Source organism: Citrobacter sp. Cpa228, from assembly GCF_030333085.1.
In the GTDB taxonomy this organism is placed as follows: domain Bacteria; phylum Pseudomonadota; class Gammaproteobacteria; order Enterobacterales; family Enterobacteriaceae; genus Citrobacter; species Citrobacter pasteurii.
In genome coordinates, this window is record NZ_JAOWGQ010000050.1 from 100,839 (window position 1) to 121,995 (window position 21,157).

Below are 21,157 nucleotides of genomic sequence, written 5' to 3' on the forward strand. Positions count from 1 at the left end.
ACATGGAGAATAATAATGAGTCAGAATTCCTCTAATCCGGCAACCCTACGCTTGCCGTTCAAAGAAAAACTCGCCTATGGGATGGGTGATTTGGGTTCCAATATCCTGCTGGACATTGGCACGCTCTATTTACTCAAGTTTTATACCGATGTCCTTGGTTTACCGGGAACTTACGGCGGTATCATTTTCCTTATTGCCAAGTTTTTTACCGCGTTTACCGATATGGGCACCGGGATTATGCTCGACTCGCGACGCAAAATCGGTCCGAAAGGTAAATTCCGCCCGTTCGTTCTGTATGCCGCATTTCCGGTAACCCTGCTGGCGATTGCGAATTTTGTCGGTACACCATTTGAAGTCACCGGCAAAACGGTGATGGCGACGATACTGTTTATGCTGTACGGACTGTTTTTCAGCATGATGAACTGCTCTTACGGTGCGATGGTCCCCGCGATCACCAAAAACCCGGACGAACGCGCCTCTCTGGCGGCCTGGCGACAGGGCGGAGCCACTCTTGGCCTGCTGCTGTGCACCGTCGGTTTTGTGCCAGTGATGAACCTGATCGAAGGCAACTCGCAGTTGGGCTATATCTTCGCCGCCACCTTGTTCTCTCTGTTCGGCCTGCTGTTTATGTGGCTGTGCTATGCCGGGGTAAAAGAACGCTATGTGGAAGTGAAACCCGTTGATGCCACGCAAAAACCGGGATTATTACAATCATTCCGCGCCATCGCGGGTAACCGTCCACTGTTTATTCTGTGCGTGGCCAACCTTTGCACGCTTGGCGCGTTTAACGTCAAGTTGGCGATTCAGGTCTATTACACCCAGTACGTACTGAACGACCCGATCCTCCTTTCGTGGATGGGCTTTTTCAGCATGGGCTGTATCTTCATCGGCGTGTTCTTAATGCCGGGAATGGTCAGACGTTTCGGCAAGAAAAAGGTCTACATCGGCGGCCTGCTGATTTGGGTCGCGGGTGATCTGCTTAACTACTTCTTTGGCGGCGGCTCAGTCAGTTTTGTTGCCTTCTCCTGCCTGGCGTTCTTCGGCTCAGCATTCGTCAACAGCCTGAACTGGGCGCTGGTCTCCGACACGGTGGAATATGGCGAATGGCGTACCGGCGTGCGTTCGGAAGGGACGGTGTACACCGGATTTACCTTCTTCCGTAAAGTGTCACAAGCGCTGGCGGGATTCTTCCCTGGCTGGATGCTGACGCAAATCGGCTATGTCCCCAACGTGGTGCAATCTGCCAGTACGGTCGAAGGATTGCGTCAGCTGATCTTTATTTATCCCTGCGCGTTGGCGGTGATCACCATTGTAGCTATGGGCTGTTTCTACAACCTTAACGAGAAGATGTATGTCCGCATCGTTGAAGAGATAGAAGCGCGTAAACAAACCGTTTGATAATAATAATGAATAGCGCTCTACGGGGCGCTATTGAGGAGCGATTATGTCTTTTCATGATCCGCTAACGCTAAAACTGAGCCTGCGTGAAAAATTCGCCTACGGAGTGGGTGACTTCGGCTCAAATTTGATGCTGTGTATCGGCACGCTGTATCTGCTTAAATTTTATACCGATGAACTAGGGATGCCGGCGTATTACGGTGGGATTATCTTTTTGGTGGCGAAGTTCTTCACCGCCTTCACTGATATGTTGACCGGTGTATTGCTGGACTCAAGGCGTAATATTGGCGCAAAGGGGAAATTCAGACCCTTTATTTTGTATGCGTCATTTCCTGTCGCCGTCGTCGCCAGCGCGCAGTTTTTAGCGACAGGCTTTACGCTGACGGTGAAAACCGGGCTGGCGACGGTGTTGTTCATGCTGTTCGGCCTGTTCTATAGCCTGATGAACTGCTCCTACGGCGCGATGGTGCCTGCAATTACTAAAAATCCGCATGAGCGCGCTCAGCTCGCCGCCTGGCGTCAGGGCGGCGCTACCGTAGGCCTGTTACTGTGTACCGTTGGCTTTATGCCAATTCAGGCGCTATTTGTCAGTTCGCCTTCGCTGGGTTATCTGATTGCCGCACTGATCTTCTCCGTCTGCGGGTTATTCAGCATGTGGTGGTGCTTTAGCGGTGTGAAGGAACGCTATATCGAAATCGTACCGGACCATCATAAGCCCAGTATTCTCAAGTCGTTTTGCGCCATTTTCCGTAACCCTCCGCTGCTGGTGCTGTGTATTGCCAACCTGTGCACGCTGGCGGCATTCAACATTAAGCTGGCAATCCAGGTGTATTACACCCAGTACGTGCTCAACGATATCCACCTGCTCTCCTGGATGGGGTTTTTCAGCATGGGGTGCATTCTGCTTGGGGTACTGCTGGTGCCCACAGCTGTAAAACGCTTCGGTAAAAAACAGGTTTACCTCGGCGGTCTGACGTTATGGGCAATCGGCGATGTGCTGAACTTTTTCTGGGGCAGTACGTCATTTTTATTCGTAACGTTTTCCTGCATGGCCTTCTTCGGAACCGCTTTTGTTAACAGCCTGAACTGGGCGCTGGTTCCGGATACGGTCGATTATGGCGAATGGAAGACGGGGATCCGTGCGGAAGGCTCGGTATATACGGGTTATACCTTTTCTCGCAAAATTTCCGCAGCGCTGGCCGGTTTCCTGCCAGGTATTATGCTGACGCAAATCGGTTATATCCCCAACATCGCCCAGAGTGATGCAACCCTACTTGGTTTGCGTCAGCTTATTTTTCTCTGGCCCTGCGGGCTGGCAATTATTGCGGCAATCACGATGGGCTTCTTTTATAAACTCAGCGAAGCCCGTTTTGCTTTTATTATTGAGGAAATCAGCCAACGGAAGAAAAATAACATTCAACCAGAACGCATTAGCCATAAAAAGAAAACCTCTGCTGTAAACGTATAAAAATAATTGCCGCTTATTCCATCTTAATGGATGGCGGCCTCCCTACGCTTAAAAAATGGATTTATCATGAAAAAATTAAATACAATAATTCTCTTATCCTCTGTTGTTTCCACTTCTGTTTTTGCGGGTGCCTATATCGAGAACCGCGAAGCATATAATCTGGCTTCCGATCAGATAGAAGTGATGATGCGCGTCGGCTATAACTCCGATATGGGCGCGGGCATCATGCTCACCAACACCTACACTATGCAACGCAAGGATGAGTTAAAACACGGCTATAACGAAATTGAAGGCTGGTATCCGTTATTTAAACCGACAGATAAATTAACCATCCAGCCCGGCGGGCTAATAAACGATAAGAGTACTGGTTCCGGTGGTGCTGCTTATCTGGATGTTAACTATAAATTTACCCCATGGTTTAATCTTACCGTACGTAACCGATATAACCATAATAACTACAGTTCAACCGACCTGAACGGTGACCTGGATAATAATGATACCTATGAAATAGGTAACTACTGGAACTTTGCCATTACCGATAAATTTTCCTATACCTTTGAACCGCACTATTTTATGCGCGTCAATGACTTCAATAGCAGCAACGGAAAAGATCATCACTGGGAAATTACCAATACCTTTAAGTATCGGATCAATGAACACTGGTTGCCCTACCTGGAATTACGCTGGTTAGATCGCAATGTTGAACCTTATCATCGCGAACAAAACCAGATTCGTGTTGGGGCAAAGTATTTCTTCTGATACTGCTGATGATAAAAAAAGCCGCTGATTATCAGCGGCTTTTTTGTGCTTACCTGAGAAAGAGCGTTAATTACTCTTCTTTCGCGCCACGCATTGCACGGCGACGATCGTTTTCAGTCAGGTGACGCTTACGGATACGGATAGAGGTTGGGGTAACTTCTACCAGTTCGTCGTCATCGATGAATTCCAGAGCCTGCTCCAGAGTCATCTTAACCGGCGGAACCAGAACCGTTGCTTCGTCAGTACCGGACGCACGCATGTTGGTCAGTTTCTTACCGGTCAGGCAGTTTACCGTCAGGTCGTTAGAGCGGCTGTGAATACCGATGATCTGGCCTTCGTAAACTTCAGCACCGTGACCCAGGAACAGCTTACCGCGATCCTGCAGGCTGAACAGTGCGAACGCAACTGCTTTACCCTGGCCGTTGGAGATCAGTACGCCGTTCTGACGCTGACCCACATCACCCGCACGAACATCGTCGTAGTGGCTGAAGGTGGAGTACAGCAGACCGGTACCGGAAGTCATGGTCATGAATTCTGAACGGAAGCCGATCAGGCCACGGCTTGGGATCACGTAGTCAAGACGTACGCGGCCTTTGCCATCTGGATTCATGTTTTTCAGGTCGCCTTTACGCTCACCCAGAGCCTGCATGACAGAACCCTGATGCTGCTCTTCGACGTCCAGCGTTACGTTTTCGAACGGCTCTTGTTTACGGCCATCGATTTCGCGGAAGATAACTTTCGGACGGGAAACCGCCATTTCGAAACCTTCACGACGCATGTTTTCAATCAGAACAGACAGGTGCAGCTCACCACGACCGGATACACGGAACGCATCCGCATCTTCGGTTTCTTCAACGCGCAGCGCAACGTTGTGCACCAGCTCTTTGTTCAGGCGATCAAGGATCTGACGAGAGGTAACATATTTACCTTCTTTACCACAGAACGGAGAAGTGTTTACGCAGAAGAACATGGTTACGGTCGGTTCATCAACGGACAGAGCCGGCAGCGCTTCGACGTTCTGCGGGTCGCAGATGGTGTCGGAGATGTTCAGTTCGCCCAGACCGGTGATCGCGATGATATCGCCTGCTTCGGCAATATCGCTCTCGATACGTTCCAGACCCAGATGAGTCAGGACTTTACCGACTTTACCGTTACGGGTTTTGCCTTCGCTATCAATGATAGTGATCTGCTGGTTCGGTTTAACTTTACCGCGTTTAATGCGGCCGATGCCGATTACGCCAACGTAGTTGTTGTAGTCCAGCTGGGAGATTTGCATCTGCAGCGGGCCATCAAGGTCTACGTTCGGAGCCGGTACGCGATCAACGATGGTCTGATACAGCGGAGTCATGTCTTCAGCCATATCTTCGTGATCCAGACCTGCGATACCGTTCAGCGCGGAAGCGTAAACGATCGGGAAGTCCAGCTGTTCGTCGGTAGCGTCGAGGTTAACGAACAGGTCGAATACCTGATCAACAACCCAGTCAGGACGCGCGCCAGGACGGTCAACTTTGTTGATAACAACAATTGGCTTCAGGCCATGGGCAAAGGCTTTTTTGGTCACGAAGCGCGTCTGCGGCATCGGACCGTCCATTGCATCCACCACCAGCAGCACGGAGTCGACCATGGACATTACACGTTCAACTTCACCACCGAAGTCGGCGTGCCCCGGGGTATCAACGATGTTGATACGGTAGTCATTCCATTTGATAGCGGTGTTTTTAGCGAGGATGGTAATCCCACGCTCTTTCTCCAAATCGTTGGAGTCCATCACGCGCTCTTGGGTTTCAGCACGTGCATCGAACGTACCGGATTGTTGGAGCAGCTTGTCTACCAGGGTCGTTTTACCATGGTCTACGTGCGCGATGATGGCGATGTTACGCAAATTTTCGATCACAACTTTGCCTCAGGCATTTTAGAAATAGCGCGTTATTGTACACGGATTAATCGCAGTACAAAACAGGATCACAAACATCCTCCGCAAACAAGTATTGCAGAGTTTCTTTGTGATCACATTCACGGAGCGTTAAAAGGGGTAATCTGACATGCTTTGCACCAATATGGTGCTTAATGTTCACATTAAAGCACTATAATGGTGCAATACAACCTTCATGGTGCAGCCCCTTTGCACGATGGTGCGCATGATAACGCCTTTTAGGGGCAATTTAAAAGTTGGCACAGATTTCGCTTTATATTTTTTACGGCGACACGGCCAATTTTTGCAGAATTGAAGACTTCGTTACCACGACGACCACGACCAATCCGGGAGAGTAAGTATGTCCGCTGAACACGTTTTGACGATGCTGAATGAACACGAAGTGAAGTTTGTTGATTTGCGCTTCACCGATACCAAAGGTAAAGAACAGCACGTCACTATTCCTGCTCACCAGGTAAATGCCGAATTCTTTGAAGAAGGCAAAATGTTTGACGGCTCCTCAATCGGTGGCTGGAAAGGCATTAACGAATCAGACATGGTTCTGATGCCAGATGCGTCGACTGCACTCATCGACCCGTTCTTTGAAGAGTCAACCCTGATCATCCGTTGCGATATCCTGGAACCCGGCACGCTGCAGGGCTATGACCGCGACCCGCGCTCCATCGCAAAACGCGCTGAAGAGTATCTGCGTTCCACCGGCATCGCAGACACCGTTCTGTTCGGGCCAGAGCCAGAATTCTTCCTGTTTGACGACATCCGTTTCGGCGCGTCTATTTCCGGTTCCCACGTGGCTATCGATGACATCGAAGGCGCATGGAACTCCTCCACCAAATACGAAGGTGGTAACAAAGGTCACCGTCCTGGTGTGAAAGGCGGTTACTTCCCGGTTCCTCCGGTAGATTCTTCTCAGGACATCCGTTCTACCATGTGTCTGATCATGGAAGAGATGGGCCTGGTTGTTGAAGCGCATCACCACGAAGTGGCGACCGCTGGCCAGAACGAAATCGCGACCCGCTTTAACACTATGACCAAAAAAGCGGACGAAATTCAGATCTACAAATACGTGGTGCACAACGTTGCGCACCGTTTCGGTAAAACCGCGACCTTTATGCCAAAACCGATGTTCGGTGATAACGGTTCCGGTATGCACTGCCACATGTCCCTGTCCAAGAACGGCGTAAACCTGTTCTCTGGCGACAAATATGCGGGTCTGTCTGAGCAGGCGCTGTTCTACATCGGCGGTGTAATCAAGCACGCTAAAGCGATCAACGCCCTGGCTAACCCGACCACCAACTCCTATAAGCGTCTGGTCCCAGGCTACGAAGCGCCGGTAATGCTGGCTTACTCTGCCCGTAACCGTTCTGCTTCTATCCGTATTCCGGTTGTTGCTTCTCCGAAAGCGCGTCGTATTGAAGTGCGTTTCCCGGACCCGGCTGCTAACCCGTACCTGTGCTTCGCAGCACTGCTGATGGCTGGTCTTGACGGTATCAAGAACAAGATCCACCCGGGCGAAGCCATGGACAAAAACCTGTATGACCTGCCGCCGGAAGAAGCGAAAGAAATCCCACAGGTTGCTGGTTCTCTGGAAGAAGCACTGAAAGAACTGGATCTGGACCGCGAGTTCCTGACCGCAGGCGGCGTGTTCACCAATGAAGCGATCGATGCGTACATTGCGCTGCGTCGCGAAGAAGATGACCGTGTGCGTATGACTCCGCACCCGGTAGAGTTTGAGCTGTACTACAGCGTTTAATCGTTTGAGTTGCCGTGGAACTTTTAGCCTGCTCAGGCAGGCTTGAGATCGATGGCGAATGATAGGATGCCTGATGGCGCAAGCTTATCAGGCCTACCGGTAACATCACCTTGTAGGCCGGATAAGGTAAAGCCGCCATCCGGCATCTGCGTTTGCCAGTCATCTGTAGCCCATCCCAGGATGGGCTTTTTTCTCCACTAACAACCTGCTTTCTCGCGCTTTTTATGCGTAAAAAGCTATAATGCACTAAATTGGTGCAATACTTTTCAGGAGACTGCTGAATGGCAACCGGCACGCTGCCCGATGCTGGGCAGATCCTTAATTCGTTAATCAACAGCATTTTACTCGTCGACGATGAGCTGGCGGTGCATTACGCCAACCCGGCTGCGCAACAGCTGCTCGCCCAAAGCTCCCGCAAACTGTTTGGTACACCGCTTCCCGATCTGTTGAGTTATTTCTCCTTAAACATCGGACTGATGCGAGAGAGCCTGGAAGCAGGCCAGGGCTTTACGGATAACGAAGTGACGCTGGTGATAGAAAGCCACTCACATATCCTCTCAGTGACCGCTCAGAGGCTGCCTGATGGCCTTATCCTGCTGGAGATGGCGCCAATGGATAACCAGCGTCGTCTGAGTCAGGAGCAGCTCCAGCACGCCCAGCAGATTGCCGCCCGCGATCTGGTACGTGGTCTGGCACACGAAATTAAAAACCCGTTGGGCGGCCTGCGCGGGGCGGCGCAACTTCTCAGCAAAGCGCTTCCGGATCCGGCGTTGACTGAATATACCAAAGTCATTATTGAGCAGGCCGACCGCCTGCGTAATCTGGTTGATCGCCTGCTGGGACCGCAACAGCCAGGTATGCATGTCACGGAAAGTATTCACAAGGTGGCGGAGCGTGTGGTGGCGCTGGTCTCAATGGAGCTCCCGGAAAACGTCACGCTGATTCGTGATTACGACCCTAGCCTGCCAGAACTGCTGCACGATCCGGATCAGATAGAACAAGTTCTGCTGAATATCGTGCGTAATGCTCTACAGGCGCTGGGACCGGAAGGCGGAGAGATCATTCTGCGTACCCGCACCGCGTTTCAGCTCACGCTGCACGGCGTACGTTATCGTCTGGCGGCACGGATTGATGTTGAGGATAACGGTCCGGGTATTCCCTCGCATTTGCAGGACACGCTGTTCTACCCAATGGTCAGCGGTCGCGAAGGCGGTACCGGGCTTGGATTATCCATCGCCCGCAATTTAATTGATCAACATTCCGGCAAAATTGAATTTACCAGTTGGCCGGGTCATACCGAGTTCTCGGTTTACCTGCCTATCAGGAAATAAGGTGACGTTTATGCAACGAGGAATAGTCTGGGTCGTTGATGACGATAGTTCCATCCGTTGGGTGCTTGAACGTGCGCTCGCAGGGGCAGGGCTAAGCTGTACCACATTTGAAAGTGGTAAAGAGGTGCTGGACGCGCTGGCCAGCAAAACGCCTGACGTACTGTTGTCGGATATTCGCATGCCGGGCATGGACGGTCTGACGCTGTTAAAACAGATCAAAGCGCGGCATCCGATGCTTCCGGTCATCATAATGACCGCACACTCCGATCTGGATGCTGCCGTCAGCGCCTACCAGCAAGGGGCGTTTGATTATCTGCCCAAACCTTTTGATATCGATGAAGCCGTGGCGCTGGTCGAACGTGCCATCAGCCATTATCAGGAACAGCAGCAGCCGCGCAATGTTCAGATCAATGGCCCAACAACCGACATCATCGGCGAAGCGCCGGCAATGCAGGACGTCTTTCGCATAATTGGCCGACTGTCCCGATCGTCAATCAGCGTATTGATTAACGGAGAGTCCGGGACCGGTAAAGAGCTGGTCGCCCATGCGTTGCATCGTCATAGCCCGCGCGTCAAAGCGCCATTTATCGCGCTGAACATGGCGGCTATTCCGAAAGATTTGATCGAGTCTGAGCTATTTGGCCACGAAAAAGGGGCGTTTACCGGGGCAAATACCATTCGTCAGGGGCGTTTCGAACAGGCTGATGGCGGCACCCTCTTCCTTGATGAAATTGGCGATATGCCGCTGGACGTACAGACACGTTTGTTGCGCGTATTAGCCGATGGGCAGTTTTACCGCGTTGGCGGATACGCGCCCGTAAAGGTAGATGTTCGAATTATCGCAGCCACCCACCAGAATCTGGAACTGCGCGTGCAGGAAGGCAAATTCCGTGAGGATTTATTCCACCGTCTGAACGTAATTCGCGTCCATTTGCCCCCGCTGCGTGAGCGCAGGGAAGATATCCCCCGTCTGGCACGTCATTTCCTGCAGGAAGCCGCCCGCGAGTTGGGTGTGGAAGCCAAGCAACTCCACCCTGAAACCGAAGCGGCGCTTACGCGTCTGGCCTGGCCGGGTAACGTACGTCAGCTTGAGAACACCTGTCGCTGGTTAACCGTCATGGCCGCCGGCCAGGAAGTACTGATTCAGGACTTACCGGCCGAACTGTTTGAAGCCAGCGTGCCCAATGCGCCTTCACACATGCAGCCGGACAGCTGGGCAACCCTGTTGGCACAGTGGGCAGACCGAGCCTTGCGTTCCGGTCATCAAAACCTGCTTTCTGAGGCTCAACCGGAAATGGAGCGCACGCTGTTGACCACCGCGCTACGTCATACCCAGGGGCACAAACAGGAAGCAGCGCGCTTGCTCGGCTGGGGGCGTAATACCTTGACGCGCAAGTTAAAAGAACTCGGAATGGAGTGACGATTCATCACTGTGTAAAGATTGATCATTGAGCGCAAATTGCTGCTATTTTGCGCTTTACTGTTCCGATGAGTTAAGTATGATCGTGCCCGGCAAATGGGGGGAAGTCATCATGCTGGAATCAATCATTAATCTGCTGTCGAGCGGCTCAGTCGACAGCCACACGCCACAAACTGCGGTTGCCGCAGTGCTGTGTGCGGCGCTGGTTGGGCTGTTCAGCTGAAGGTGTGCCGGATGGCGCTAACGCTTATCCGGCCTACAGATTATCGCGACGTGTAGGCCCGGTAAGCGTAGCGCCACCGGGCAACCCGGTTAAATGACGCGGGAGAACTGCTGCATGCGTGCTTTCTGGCGCAGATATGCATCAAAGCACATACAAATATTACGAATTAGCAGGCGCCCCTTCGGTGTAACCTGAATCCCATTCTCATCCACATCCACCAGCCCATCTTTCGCCAGTGGCGCCAGCAGTTTCAGGTCTTCAGCAAAATAGTCAGCGAAGTTCAGATCCCATTGCTGTTCCACGGCAGCATAGTCGAGGCGGAAGTTGCAGATCAAAAGCTTAATAACATCCCGACGAATGCAGTCGTCGCGGGTCAGCGTAATTCCGCGCCACAGTGCGTTACCTTGCTCGTCGACCTGCTGGTAATAGTGCTTCAGCTCTTTCTGGTTCTGCGCGTAGTTGTCGCCAATCATGCTAATGGCCGATACGCCCATCCCCAGTAAATCAGTATCGCCCTGGGTGGTATAACCCTGGAAATTACGATGCAGCACGCCTTTGCGTTGAGCAATGGCCAGTTCATCATCCGGGCGGGCAAAGTGATCCATGCCAATGAACTGATAGCCGGCGTCGGTCAGTGAAGAGATGGTCTCCTGCAGAATATCCAGCTTCTGCTGCGCGCTGGGCAGGTCAGCATCTTTGATCTTGCGCTGGGCTGCGAAAAGCGTTGGCAGATGCGCGTAGTTAAAGACGCTCAGACGGTCTGGATTCAGCTCAGACACGCGTTTCAGGGTGAAGGCGAAGCTTTCCGGCGTCTGTTTTGGCAGGCCATAAATCAGATCAATATTTGTAGAGGTAAAGCCAATCTCCCGCGCATGATTCAGTAGCGCAAAGATAAACGCCTCGTCCTGCTCACGGTTCACCAGGCGCTGAACTTCTTTGTTGAAGTCCTGCACCCCCATGCTCAGGCGGTTAAAACCTTCAGCGCGTAAATGATCGAGCACATCCAGCTCAATTTCGCGCGGATCAACTTCGATCGAGATTTCGGCATCATCGTTAAAGTTGAAGTTACCACGCAGCAGCGACATCAAACGGCTGATTTGCGCTTTATTTAAGTAAGTTGGCGTGCCGCCACCCCAGTGTAGCTGGCTGACATGCCGTCCAGAAAACAACGGTGCGCGGTGAATAATTTCTTGTTCCAGGGCATCGAGGTATTGATCGGCTTTATGCTGCTGACGGGTCACAATCTTATTGCAGCCACAGAAGTAACACAGTTTATGGCAGAACGGGATGTGAACGTATAACGAAAGTGGGCGCTCAGGATAACGCGCCACGGCGTGTAAAAACGCTTCTGCACCGTAGTCTTCAGAGAACTCCAGCGCGGTCGGGTACGAGGTATATCGTGGCCCGGAATAGTTATATTTCTGGATCAGGGCCAGGTCCCAGTCTATTAGCTGTTCAGACATGCTCACTCCTTCCGATGGCGTCTCTGGCGGGTACGGCGTACCGGCTTAACCCCAGTGCGGGTGCAAAGCCGGTTGCGCAGCCACTTCTGTCGCCGCGACAACCGCTGTAGTTTAACGAATAACCACACCAGATAACATATAACCGGAAGGGTTATAAGCAGGACGGGAAGACCCACGGTGTAAAACCGTTAGTTGCCACCTTTCAGCAGGCGCATCATGTCTTCCTGCTTTTCTTCCTCATCCTCTTCTTCCTCGTCATCGTAAGAAAGACCTAACTTTTGCATCAGCTCGTCGATGCGATCCAGTTTGGCATCAACCCAGGTCTGATCTTCTGTGCTCAGGGTTTCTCCGGCTTCAAGACGCTCCAGCAGCGCATCCAGGCGCTCATCCGTTTCCAGTAAATCCAACTCAGCCTGTGGTGAAAGCATAGGTTTCTCACTTTTCGGTTTGTGCTGTTTGGTGACTTTTTCGGTCACGCCCAATGGAATGGGGGTTTTGCTGCCAATACGAGGATCTTTTTGCTTATTTTGGTTTCCGCCACCAGATGCGCCTTCGCTACCGGACGCACGGCTACCTGCCGCATGACCACGGTGTTTTTTCTGGCGCTTACGGTCGCGAGCTTCCTGGTTAATTTCTTCGCGTGTTTTACGACGCGCTTTTGCAGGACCTTTACCGCGTGGTGTAGAAGTTGGTTTCATCATGATTCGTCTTTGGCTGTTTTATTCAGTATATAATTGCGCCGGAATCTAGCAGAAATAAAGAAAAAAGGCGACAGAGTAATCTGTCGCCTTTTTTCCTGACTCTCAACCCTTACGGGCTCTACAATCCCTGTTGGCTATCAACACACCCTGTTTTTCCCTTAGCCTCTAACATTCCGTGTTGTTTCCATTTCCTTTTACTAACGTCTCCGGACGTTTGTCTTCCTGACAATCCTGTGTCTTCGCCTCCTGGCGCTCCTGACCCTCATCCTGAGTCGCCTATCCTGTCAGCTTCCTCGCTATGGATGCTACTTTACCTTCTTAAGATAAACACACAAGTAAGCCAGGTAACAATTTCAACTTTTCAGAATTCAGCCCAAACGTAATATGCTGATTTACATGATCAATATTATTTTCTACTCTGTTTTCTCGCATAGATACTATCGGCAATGTCTCACAAAGTGCGAGGTTTTGACTTACACATCCCACTCGTCGAAAAACCAGCCTTTTGCTGGTGTTCAGGTATAATCGCTGCAAAGCCTTGATTGATGGAGACGACCACGTTGACTAACTTGAATTATCAACAGACGCATTTTGTGATGAGTGCGCCTGATATTCGCCATTTACCTTCTGATACGGGAATTGAAGTGGCTTTTGCTGGCCGTTCCAACGCAGGCAAATCCAGTGCACTAAATACCCTGACCAATCAAAAGAGTCTGGCGCGTACCTCTAAAACACCAGGCCGTACTCAGCTCATCAACCTGTTTGAAGTTGTGGATGGTAAACGCCTGGTCGATTTGCCAGGTTACGGCTATGCCGAAGTGCCGGAAGAGATGAAACGTAAATGGCAGCGCGCACTGGCCGAATACCTGGAAAAACGCCAGAGCCTGCAGGGTCTGGTGGTATTAATGGATATTCGTCACCCGCTAAAAGATCTCGACCAGCAGATGATCCTGTGGGCTGTTGAGAGCAACGTTCAGGTTCTGGTTCTACTGACTAAAGCAGATAAGCTGGCCAGTGGTGCCCGCAAAGCACAGCTGAATATGGTGCGTGAAGCCGTACTGGCATTTAACGGTGATGTGCAGGTAGAAGCATTTTCATCATTGAAGAAGCTGGGTGTGGACAAACTGCGTCAGAAGCTGGATAGCTGGTTTAGTGAGCTGGCACCGGTTGAAGAGATGCAGGACGGGGAGTAGCCCACGGTATTGCCGGATGGCGCCGCTGCGCGTCTTATCCGGCCTACAGCATGTACAAAACTTTTCTTTCGCACAATAAAAAACGCCCCAGTCATTACTGACTGGGGCGGCTAAAATATTCAGCCAAATCCGATTACGTGAAGTAAAAGGTCTGAAAGATAGAACATCTTACCTCTGTACCCTACGTGAATAACTTTACTCTTTTTTGAGCAGCTCAGAAAGCATTTTTTGTAATTTTTTTTCATTCCTTACATAGGGAATTCTAATGGACATCACAAAAAGTTCTATCTTATGTTGCTTAGTTACGAAAAAGAGCCGTTATTCAGTAAACCCTTAGTGCGCCTGATCCCAGTTTTCGCCACTACCGACTTCCACCAGCAATGGCACGTCAATCTGGGTCTCGTTTTCCATCAACTGATGGATCTTTTTCGAGACGCTTTCAAGGTCATCTTTGTGCACTTCGAACACCAGTTCATCGTGCACCTGCATGATCATGCGCACACGCGGCTGCTCGGTTTGCAGCCATCCGTCCACGGCAATCATCGCTCGCTTGATAATGTCTGCGGCAGTACCCTGCATCGGGGCGTTAATTGCCGCGCGTTCTGCACCTGCACGACGAGCACCATTACTGGATTTAATATCCGGTAAATAGAGACGGCGACCTTCCAGCGTTTCTACATAACCCTGCTCTTTCGCCTGCGCGCGGGTGCGTTCCATATATTCCAACACGCCTGGGTAGCGTTCGAAGTAGAGATCCATGTACTTCTGTGCTTCTTTACGCGGAATATTCAACTGGCGCGCCAGACCGAAAGCACTCATGCCATAGATCAGACCGAAGTTGATGGCTTTTGCGCTACGACGCTGTTCGCTGGTCACTGAATCCAGCGGTAAACCAAAAACTTCTGCCGCCGTTGCACGGTGAATATCTTTTCCTTCGGCAAACGCGGTAAGCAGGCCTTTATCGCGCGAGAGATGCGCCATAATACGCAGCTCGATCTGCGAGTAGTCCGCAGAGACAATCACGTAGTCTTCTGGCGCAATAAACGCCTGACGAATACGACGACCTTCATCATTACGTACCGGGATGTTTTGCAGGTTCGGATCGGTTGAAGACAAACGTCCGGTCGCCGTGACAGCCTGGTGATATGAGGTATGCACACGCCCGGTTTTTGGGTTGATCATCAACGGAAGCTTATCCGTGTAGGTCGACTTTAGTTTTGCTAACCCACGATATTCCAGGATAACTTTCGGCAACGGATAATCCAGCGCTAACTCTTCCAGCACCTCTTCCGACGTTGATGGCGCGCCGCCCGGCGTTTTCTTCAGCGGCTTAATACCTTGCTTTTCAAACAGGATAGTTTGCAACTGCTTGGTGGAAGAAAGGTTAAACGCTTCTCCGGCAATCTCGTGTGCTTTTTGCTCCAGCTCGCTCAAACGCAGCGTCAGCTCTTCTGAATGCTTGTGCAGAACAGCCGGATCGATTTTCACACCGTTGCGCTCAACGCGGGACAGAACCGGAACCAGCGGCATATCGATATTTTCAAAGACGTTCAGTGGCCCTTTATGCTGCTGTAATTCTGGCCACATTTTCAGATGCAGCTGTAGCGTAACGTCGGCGTCTTCCGCAGCGTAACGCCCGGCTTCTTCCAATGCTATCTGGTTAAAGGTCAGCTGGTTTTTGCCTTTTCCAGCGATCTCTTCAAAGGTGATGGTTTTATGTTTCAGCCAGCGGTCCGACAGGCTGTCCATATCGTGTCGGCCAGCGACGCTGTTAAGAATGTAGGATTCGAGCATGGTATCAAAGGTGATGCCACGCAGCTCGATGCCATAGTTTGCCAGGATACCGCGATCGTACTTCAGGTTCTGCCCAACTTTATGCGCGTTCTCATCTTCCAACAGTGGCTTCAGTAACGCCAGCGCACGATCACGAGAAATCTGATCGGGGGCATCCAGGTAATCATGAGCGACAGGAACATACGCAGCCATACCTGGTTCAATAGCAAAGGAGAGGCCAACCAGATTCGCGGAGATGTTATCCAGGCTGTCAGTTTCTGTATCAAAAGCAAAGACGGGGGCTTTTTTCAGCTTTGCAATCCACGCTTCCAGCGTTTCTTCGTCCAGAATCGTCACGTAATTATCGTACGAGAGAACCGTGGCTGGTTGCGCACGCGTTTCATCGACGACGATGGTTTCCTGCGGTTTTGCCGCCGGTTTTGTTCCTTTCGCCTGTAGCCATTTACCGGCTTCAACGTCGCTAACCCAACGCTTAAATTCATACTGTTTAAACAAGCCAAGCAGTTCTTCTGCTGCCGGCTGACGGACTTCCAGCTGCTCGCAGGTCAACTCCAGCTCAACATCCGTTTTGATGGTAGCCAGCTTATACGAGAGGTACGCCACCTCTTTGTTCTGCTCAAGCTTGCCCGCCATGGTTTTCGCACCACGGAAGGTCAGCCCCGCAATTTTGTCTGATTCAGCATAGAGAGTATCCAGCCCGCCCAGCCCCTGCAGCAGCGCCTGAGCCGTTTTTTCACCCACGCCAGGAACGCCCGGAATATTATCTGAGGAGTCACCCATCAGCGCCAGGAAATCAATGATCAGTTCAGGCGGAACACCGTACTTATTCACGACCTCATCCGGGCCGAGGATCGTATTAGTCATAGTGTTGATGAGGGTGATGTTCTGCGTCACCAGCTGAGCCATATCTTTATCGCCGGTGCTAATCAGCACCGGACGCCCCACCTTCTCTGCCTCACGTGCCAGCGTACCGATGACATCGTCCGCTTCCACGCCTGAAACAGCCAGCAATGGCAGCCCCATCGCTTTTACCATCGCATGCAGAGGTTCAATCTGCGCACGTAAATCGTCCGGCATTGGCGGGCGGTGCGACTTGTAGTGTTCGAATAATTCATCACGGAAGGTTTTACCCTTAGCGTCGAATACCACCGCCGCATGCGTAGGCTGATATTGCAGAATCAAGCTACGCAGCATGTTGAGGACGCCATACATCGCACCAGTAGGCTCTCCTGCGCTGTTCGTCAGCGGCGGGAACGCGTGGTATGCGCGATACAGGTAAGATGAACCGTCTACAAGGATAAGTGGGTTTTCTGGGATCTGAACCATAATGTCCGTGCCTGTTTATCAGATTATGGGTAAAGGATGCCACAGACGGGATGAAAACATGAGTTTTTCGCCGCATTTGTCGAAAAACTTTTGCAGATCTTCTGCGTTGCTCGCAAACACGGATGTGGATAACTTTGTGAATAAATAATTTTCAGCTCTTTAAATGTAGCAACAAAATTATCACTTCATAATATTTTTATATAAATTTCAAAACATTAGATAAAGACACAGCATTTTATTCCATTTTTACAGCTTATATCCTGATGTGGATAGATATTCCTGTTTTTTCTATCCAGGGAAGATCCATCATTTGGTTGGTTTTCTGATAAAATCAGCCCCTTGCGCCCCATTTAGCGCACTATCTATGGCTAACCTTTTGAATAATTTAATTATGACGAGAATACTCGCTGCGATAACGCTGTTGCTGAGTATCATATTGACCATATTGGTCACGATTTTTTGTTCTGTGCCGATCATCCTTGCGGGGGTTGTAAAACTCCTTTTGCCCATTCCTGTCGTCTGGCGCAAGGTTTCCGTGTTCTGTAATTTCATGATGTACTGCTGGTGTGAGGGTCTGGCGCTACTGCTGCACCTCAATCCACGACTGAAGTGGGATGTCGAAGGGCTGGAAGGTCTTAGCAAGAAAAACTGGTATCTGCTCATTTGTAACCATTACAGCTGGGCCGATATCGTTGTGCTTTGCGTTCTGTTCCGTAAGCACATCCCGATGAATAAATACTTCCTCAAGCAGCAGTTAGCCTGGGTACCCTTTATTGGCCTGGCCTGCTGGGCGCTGGATATGCCGTTTATGAAACGCTATTCGCGTGGCTACTTGCTCCGTCATCCGGAACGGCGCGGTAAAGATGTCGAAACTACACGTCGTTCCTGCGAGAAATTTCGCGCGCATCCGACAACCATTGTGAATTTTGTTGAAGGTTCACGGTTTACCAAAGAAAAACGCGAGCAAACCCGTTCACCCTATCAAAACCTGCTCCCTCCTAAGGCGGCCGGTATTGCGATGGCCTTGAATGTCCTGGGGTCACAGTTCGATAAAATGTTGAACGTCACGTTATGCTATCCGGAAAACAGCAGCCGACCGTTCTACGATATGCTGAGCGGTAAGTTAACGCGGATTGTCGTGCGGGTGAATCTGGAGCCAATCCATGAAGAGTTGCACGGTGATTACGTGAACGATAAGGGATTCAAGCGTCGGTTTCAGCTATGGCTAAACACACTGTGGAGTGAGAAAGACGCGCTGCTCGACGCGATTAAAGCCTCAAATAAAAAAGCCGGTCAGTGACCGGCTTTTCTTTTACTTCTGACCGACCAGATACTTCACGGTATCCGCATACTGCTGTACAAAGATATCCATGCTGCTGGTATCCATACCCTGCGGGTTTACCTGATATTTGCCATTCACGAACATCGCCGGAACGCCCTGCAGCTGCAAATCAGCCGCCGCTTTTTCCTGCTGCGCCACGAGTGATTTCACCACGAAGCTGTTCCATGCCGCATCGTAGTCTTCGCCTTTAATACCTGCGTCGACAAACACTTTGCGGATATCTGCAACAGATTGAACGGTCTGAGTTTTCTGAACCCCTTCAAACAGCGGAACAGTGACCTGATCTTCAACGCCCAGCGCCATAGCAACCGCCCATGCCTGCGTCAGATCTTTCCCCAAAGGCCCCAGAAATTCGACGTGGTACTTGGTCATCTTGGTGCCTTCCGGTAGCTTTTTCTTCACGTTATCAGACACGTGAAGCACTTCTTCAAACTGGTAGCAGTGCGGGCAGTAGAAGGAGAAAAACTCCAACACTTGCGGTTCACCTGCAACAGGCTTCTCCAGGGTGATGTATTGTTTGCCATCCTGGAACTGTGCTGCAGATGCGCTAAAAGCTAAAACCATACCAGCCAGCGCCAGCCATATTTTTTTCATGTTCACGTTTCTCCGATTAATACATTGGCGTTAATTGTAAGGGGGGCTCTTGCAGAATTTTTGCCTGCTCAATAAAGGTCGCGGTCTGACGGTGCCAGTAATCTTCCCCGGTTAACCACGGGAAGTTTTTTGGAAACGCAGGGTCAGCCCAACGTCGAATTAGCCAGGCAAGATAATAAACTAAACGCATAGCGCGTAAAGGTTCTATCAGTCCGATTTCAGAGATGTCGAACTCACTAAACTCTTCATAAGCCTCGATAATGGTTTCAAGCTGCATGCGTTGTTCAGCTTTATCGCCATTGAGGAGCATCCATAAATCCTGAATAGCCGGACCGTTGCGGGCATCATCTAAATCGACAAACATTGGGCCATCGCGCCACAGAATATTACCGGCATGACAATCACCGTGCAGGCGTAACGTAGTAAAACGCGTATGCCAGCGATCGGTAACGAGCGCGATCAGCGCATCCGTTGCCTTAAGGAAGGCCGCTTTTTGCCCTGATGGGATCAGCGGTGCGTGTTCAAAAACGTTACGCGGCTCAGTCAGGTATTCTTCAAGGCCAATCGTTGGGCGAAAGGCAAAAGTACGCTTGCAGCCGGTCTGATGCATACGCCCCAGATAGCGACCCACGGCCTCCATCTGATCGATGTTGTCGGCTTCAAACTGACGACCACCTACGCTGGGGAAGATCGCATAGTGAAAACCCTGATGGCTCAACAGCGTTTGACCATTCAGAACCAGAGGCGCAGCTACCGGGACTTCATCGCTCACCAGTTCCAGAGCAAACTGGTGTTCTTCCTGGATCTGATCGACAGACCAACGTTCAGGGCGATAAAACTTAACGACAAAGCGTCGACGGTCTTCGTCCTGGAATTGATAGACACGGTTTTCATAGCTGTTAAGCGGGGTAAGCCCGGAATCCACCCGGACCCCCTGCTCAAACAGGGCATCCATGATGGTATCCGGGTGTAGCGTCTGGAAATTAAAAGCGTTGTCGTTCATCCCATCATCCGGAAAATACTACGAATGATTCAGGATATCATTTCGCAGCGCTTTCGGTGGCGGCGATTACAAGCTTTTACTCTTTAATTACGCCACGTGCGCGGAGTAGTGCAGTTTTAAAATCTTCTTCATAATCTTTCTGAATACCTGGGATGACAGCGTCTTTCGCCGAGTCACGCATTTTCAGATGATAGATCAGAATGTCATCAGTTAAATCCGCCAGTTCGCCGTCAAAACCTGACTCTTGCGCCAGTTTCTGTAAAAATTGCATCAGGTTAAGATCGGGTTCCTTTTGCCAGGCCGGCTGGAGGAGTTCAATAACTTCATTCAGACGTTTACATTTCATGGTTGTGCTCCTTAGGCTCAATACGGATACGTTAGCAGGGTCAATCCCACATTAAAAGAGGCGATATCAGTGATTCTGGATAGTGCAATAACAGGGGTTGTGCTGGCAGGTGGTAAGGCCAGACGGATGGGTGGAACCGACAAAGGTCTGCTTGAGCTGGACGGTAAACCTCTTTGGCGACATGTGGCCGACATTCTCGCTTTGCAGGTCGAAACCGTGGTGGTTAATGCCAATCGCCACAGGGATATATACCAGCAAAGCGGCCTGAAAGTTATTCCTGATTCATTGGCCGATTTCCCTGGCCCACTGGCCGGGATGCTGTCGGTATTCCTGCAACAAACGGGGGAATGGTTTTTGTTCTGCCCGTGCGATATGCCCTATATTCCTCACGATCTGGTCGCTCGTTTAAAAGAGCAGCGCAAAGCTGCACCGGTTGTCTGGGTGCATGATGGTGAAAGAGATCATCCGACCATTGCGCTGATGCACCGCTCCATGCAGCCCTTACTGCAGGATTATCTTCAGTCCGGTGAAAGACGCGTTATGGTCTTTATGCGCCAGGCTGGCGGCCATGCCGTCGATTTCAGCGATCACAAAGATGCGTTCGTGAACGTGAACACCCCCGAAGAACTCGCAAAATGGCAGGAAAAATCATGATCCCATTACTCGCCATTGCAGCATGGAGCGGAACGGGAAAAACCACTCTGCTCAAAAAATTGATTCCGGAGCTACGTGCCAGAGGTATACGTCCCGGATTAATTAAGCATACTCATCACAATATGGATGTCGATAAACCCGGCAAAGATAGCTATGAGCTTCGTAAAGCGGGTGCTGCACAAACGCTAGTCGCCAGCCAGCAACGATGGGCGTTAATGGTAGAAACACCGGAAGAGCCAGAACTGGATTTAGCGTATCTGGTAAGCCGGATGGACGCTTCAACGTTGGATATGGTGTTGGTTGAGGGCTTTAAGCATGAACCTGTCGCTAAGATCGTGCTGTTTCGCGACGGTTGCGGGCACAGTCCTGAGGAATTGGCGATAGACGAATATGTTATCGCAGTTGCCAGTGATGTTCCGCTGGCGGTGGATGTGCCATTGTTAGATATCAACGATATAC

The 21,157-nt window shown here is 50.8% G+C and carries 20 protein-coding genes and 1 pseudogene; 11 read left to right on the forward strand and 10 right to left on the reverse strand.

Annotated features, from left to right (window positions below; genetic code table 11):
* The first annotated feature begins 15 nt into the window (after positions 1-15).
* From OGX91_RS13685 to ompL, 3 genes are all read left to right on the forward strand, one after another.
* Positions 16-1,398 (forward strand): MFS transporter, encoded by a 1,383-nt coding sequence (locus OGX91_RS13685; RefSeq protein WP_040233093.1) that lies wholly within the window; start codon positions 16-18, stop codon positions 1,396-1,398.
* Between the two features lie 46 nt (positions 1,399-1,444).
* Positions 1,445-2,866, forward strand: coding sequence for an MFS transporter (locus OGX91_RS13690; protein WP_199947747.1), 1,422 nt, complete (start codon positions 1,445-1,447; stop codon positions 2,864-2,866).
* Positions 2,867-2,932: 66 nt separating this feature from the next.
* The gene (gene ompL, locus OGX91_RS13695; protein WP_040233095.1) at positions 2,933-3,625 is read left to right on the forward strand and encodes a porin OmpL; all 693 of its coding nucleotides are present in this window, start codon (positions 2,933-2,935) and stop codon (positions 3,623-3,625) included.
* Between the two features lie 70 nt (positions 3,626-3,695).
* On the opposite strand, the gene typA is transcribed toward ompL, so the two are convergent.
* Positions 3,696-5,519 (reverse strand): ribosome-dependent GTPase TypA, encoded by a 1,824-nt coding sequence (gene typA, locus OGX91_RS13700; protein ID WP_003028641.1) that lies wholly within the window; start codon positions 5,517-5,519, stop codon positions 3,696-3,698.
* 379 nt (positions 5,520-5,898) lie between these two features.
* Here typA and glnA point away from each other — a divergent pair, with 379 nt between their 5' ends.
* The 4 genes from glnA (at position 5,899) to OGX91_RS13720 (ending at position 10,282) form a co-directional block, all read left to right on the forward strand.
* A complete protein-coding gene (glnA, locus tag OGX91_RS13705; protein ID WP_006686119.1) occupies positions 5,899-7,308 on the forward strand; it encodes a glutamate--ammonia ligase in 1,410 nt (469 codons plus the stop codon).
* A 281-nt stretch (positions 7,309-7,589) separates the two neighbouring features.
* Entirely contained in the window at positions 7,590-8,639 is a 1,050-nt protein-coding gene (gene glnL / locus OGX91_RS13710; RefSeq protein WP_199947748.1) for a nitrogen regulation protein NR(II), read from the forward strand.
* Positions 8,640-8,649: 10 nt separating this feature from the next.
* Positions 8,650-10,059, forward strand: coding sequence for a nitrogen regulation protein NR(I) (gene glnG, locus OGX91_RS13715; protein WP_040233111.1), 1,410 nt, complete (start codon positions 8,650-8,652; stop codon positions 10,057-10,059).
* A gap of 112 nt (positions 10,060-10,171) precedes the next feature.
* A complete protein-coding gene (locus tag OGX91_RS13720; protein ID WP_086523820.1) occupies positions 10,172-10,282 on the forward strand; it encodes a YshB family small membrane protein in 111 nt (36 codons plus the stop codon).
* Between the two features lie 89 nt (positions 10,283-10,371).
* On the opposite strand, the gene hemN is transcribed toward OGX91_RS13720, so the two are convergent.
* The 3 genes and pseudogenes from hemN to OGX91_RS13735 all read right to left on the reverse strand — a co-directional run bounded on the left by hemN (position 10,372) and on the right by OGX91_RS13735 (position 12,746).
* Complete coding sequence (gene hemN, locus OGX91_RS13725; protein WP_005121847.1) at positions 10,372-11,745, reverse strand: oxygen-independent coproporphyrinogen III oxidase; 1,374 nt, start codon at positions 11,743-11,745, stop codon at positions 10,372-10,374.
* A 188-nt stretch (positions 11,746-11,933) separates the two neighbouring features.
* On the reverse strand, positions 11,934-12,443 hold the full coding sequence (yihI, locus tag OGX91_RS13730) for a Der GTPase-activating protein YihI (protein WP_005121849.1): 510 nt from the start codon (positions 12,441-12,443) through the stop codon (positions 11,934-11,936).
* Between the two features lie 168 nt (positions 12,444-12,611).
* Positions 12,612-12,746 (reverse strand): annotated as a pseudogene (locus OGX91_RS13735) (hypothetical protein).
* A 260-nt stretch (positions 12,747-13,006) separates the two neighbouring features.
* Between OGX91_RS13735 and yihA the strand changes: the two are divergent.
* Positions 13,007-13,639 (forward strand): ribosome biogenesis GTP-binding protein YihA/YsxC, encoded by a 633-nt coding sequence (gene yihA / locus OGX91_RS13740; protein ID WP_103771976.1) that lies wholly within the window; start codon positions 13,007-13,009, stop codon positions 13,637-13,639.
* A 119-nt stretch (positions 13,640-13,758) separates the two neighbouring features.
* On the opposite strand, the gene spfP is transcribed toward yihA, so the two are convergent.
* From spfP to OGX91_RS13750, 3 genes are all read right to left on the reverse strand, one after another.
* Positions 13,759-13,806: a small protein SpfP gene (spfP, locus tag OGX91_RS24225; RefSeq protein ID WP_071892919.1), complete on the reverse strand. Its 48-nt coding sequence runs from the start codon at positions 13,804-13,806 to the stop codon at positions 13,759-13,761.
* 166 nt (positions 13,807-13,972) lie between these two features.
* Complete coding sequence (polA, locus tag OGX91_RS13745; RefSeq protein ID WP_199947749.1) at positions 13,973-16,759, reverse strand: DNA polymerase I; 2,787 nt, start codon at positions 16,757-16,759, stop codon at positions 13,973-13,975.
* Between the two features lie 306 nt (positions 16,760-17,065).
* On the reverse strand, positions 17,066-17,311 hold the full coding sequence (locus tag OGX91_RS13750; protein ID WP_223237011.1) for a hypothetical protein: 246 nt from the start codon (positions 17,309-17,311) through the stop codon (positions 17,066-17,068).
* On the opposite strand from OGX91_RS13750, the gene yihG reads away from it, so the two are divergent.
* A complete protein-coding gene (gene yihG, locus OGX91_RS13755) occupies positions 17,205-18,059 on the forward strand; it encodes a 1-acylglycerol-3-phosphate O-acyltransferase, YihG family (RefSeq protein ID WP_233614764.1) in 855 nt (284 codons plus the stop codon). The two genes, OGX91_RS13750 and yihG, sit on opposite strands and share 107 nt — an antisense overlap.
* 12 nt (positions 18,060-18,071) lie before the next feature.
* Here yihG and dsbA read toward each other — a convergent pair whose 3' ends face one another.
* The 3 genes from dsbA to OGX91_RS13770 form a co-directional block, all read right to left on the reverse strand.
* Positions 18,072-18,695, reverse strand: a complete 624-nt coding sequence (gene dsbA, locus OGX91_RS13760) for a thiol:disulfide interchange protein DsbA (protein ID WP_003028621.1) — start codon at positions 18,693-18,695, stop codon at positions 18,072-18,074.
* Between the two features lie 16 nt (positions 18,696-18,711).
* Positions 18,712-19,698, reverse strand: a complete 987-nt coding sequence (locus OGX91_RS13765) for a serine/threonine protein kinase (RefSeq protein WP_199947752.1) — start codon at positions 19,696-19,698, stop codon at positions 18,712-18,714.
* A 76-nt stretch (positions 19,699-19,774) separates the two neighbouring features.
* A complete protein-coding gene (locus tag OGX91_RS13770) occupies positions 19,775-20,044 on the reverse strand; it encodes a YihD family protein (protein ID WP_003028616.1) in 270 nt (89 codons plus the stop codon).
* A gap of 69 nt (positions 20,045-20,113) precedes the next feature.
* On the opposite strand from OGX91_RS13770, the gene mobA reads away from it, so the two are divergent.
* Entirely contained in the window at positions 20,114-20,698 is a 585-nt protein-coding gene (gene mobA, locus OGX91_RS13775; RefSeq protein WP_155022031.1) for a molybdenum cofactor guanylyltransferase MobA, read from the forward strand.
* Positions 20,680-21,157 (forward strand): molybdopterin-guanine dinucleotide biosynthesis protein MobB (gene mobB / locus OGX91_RS13780; RefSeq protein ID WP_286626544.1); only part of this gene is annotated, 478 nt, incomplete at its 3' end. The genes mobA and mobB, both read left to right, overlap by 19 nt.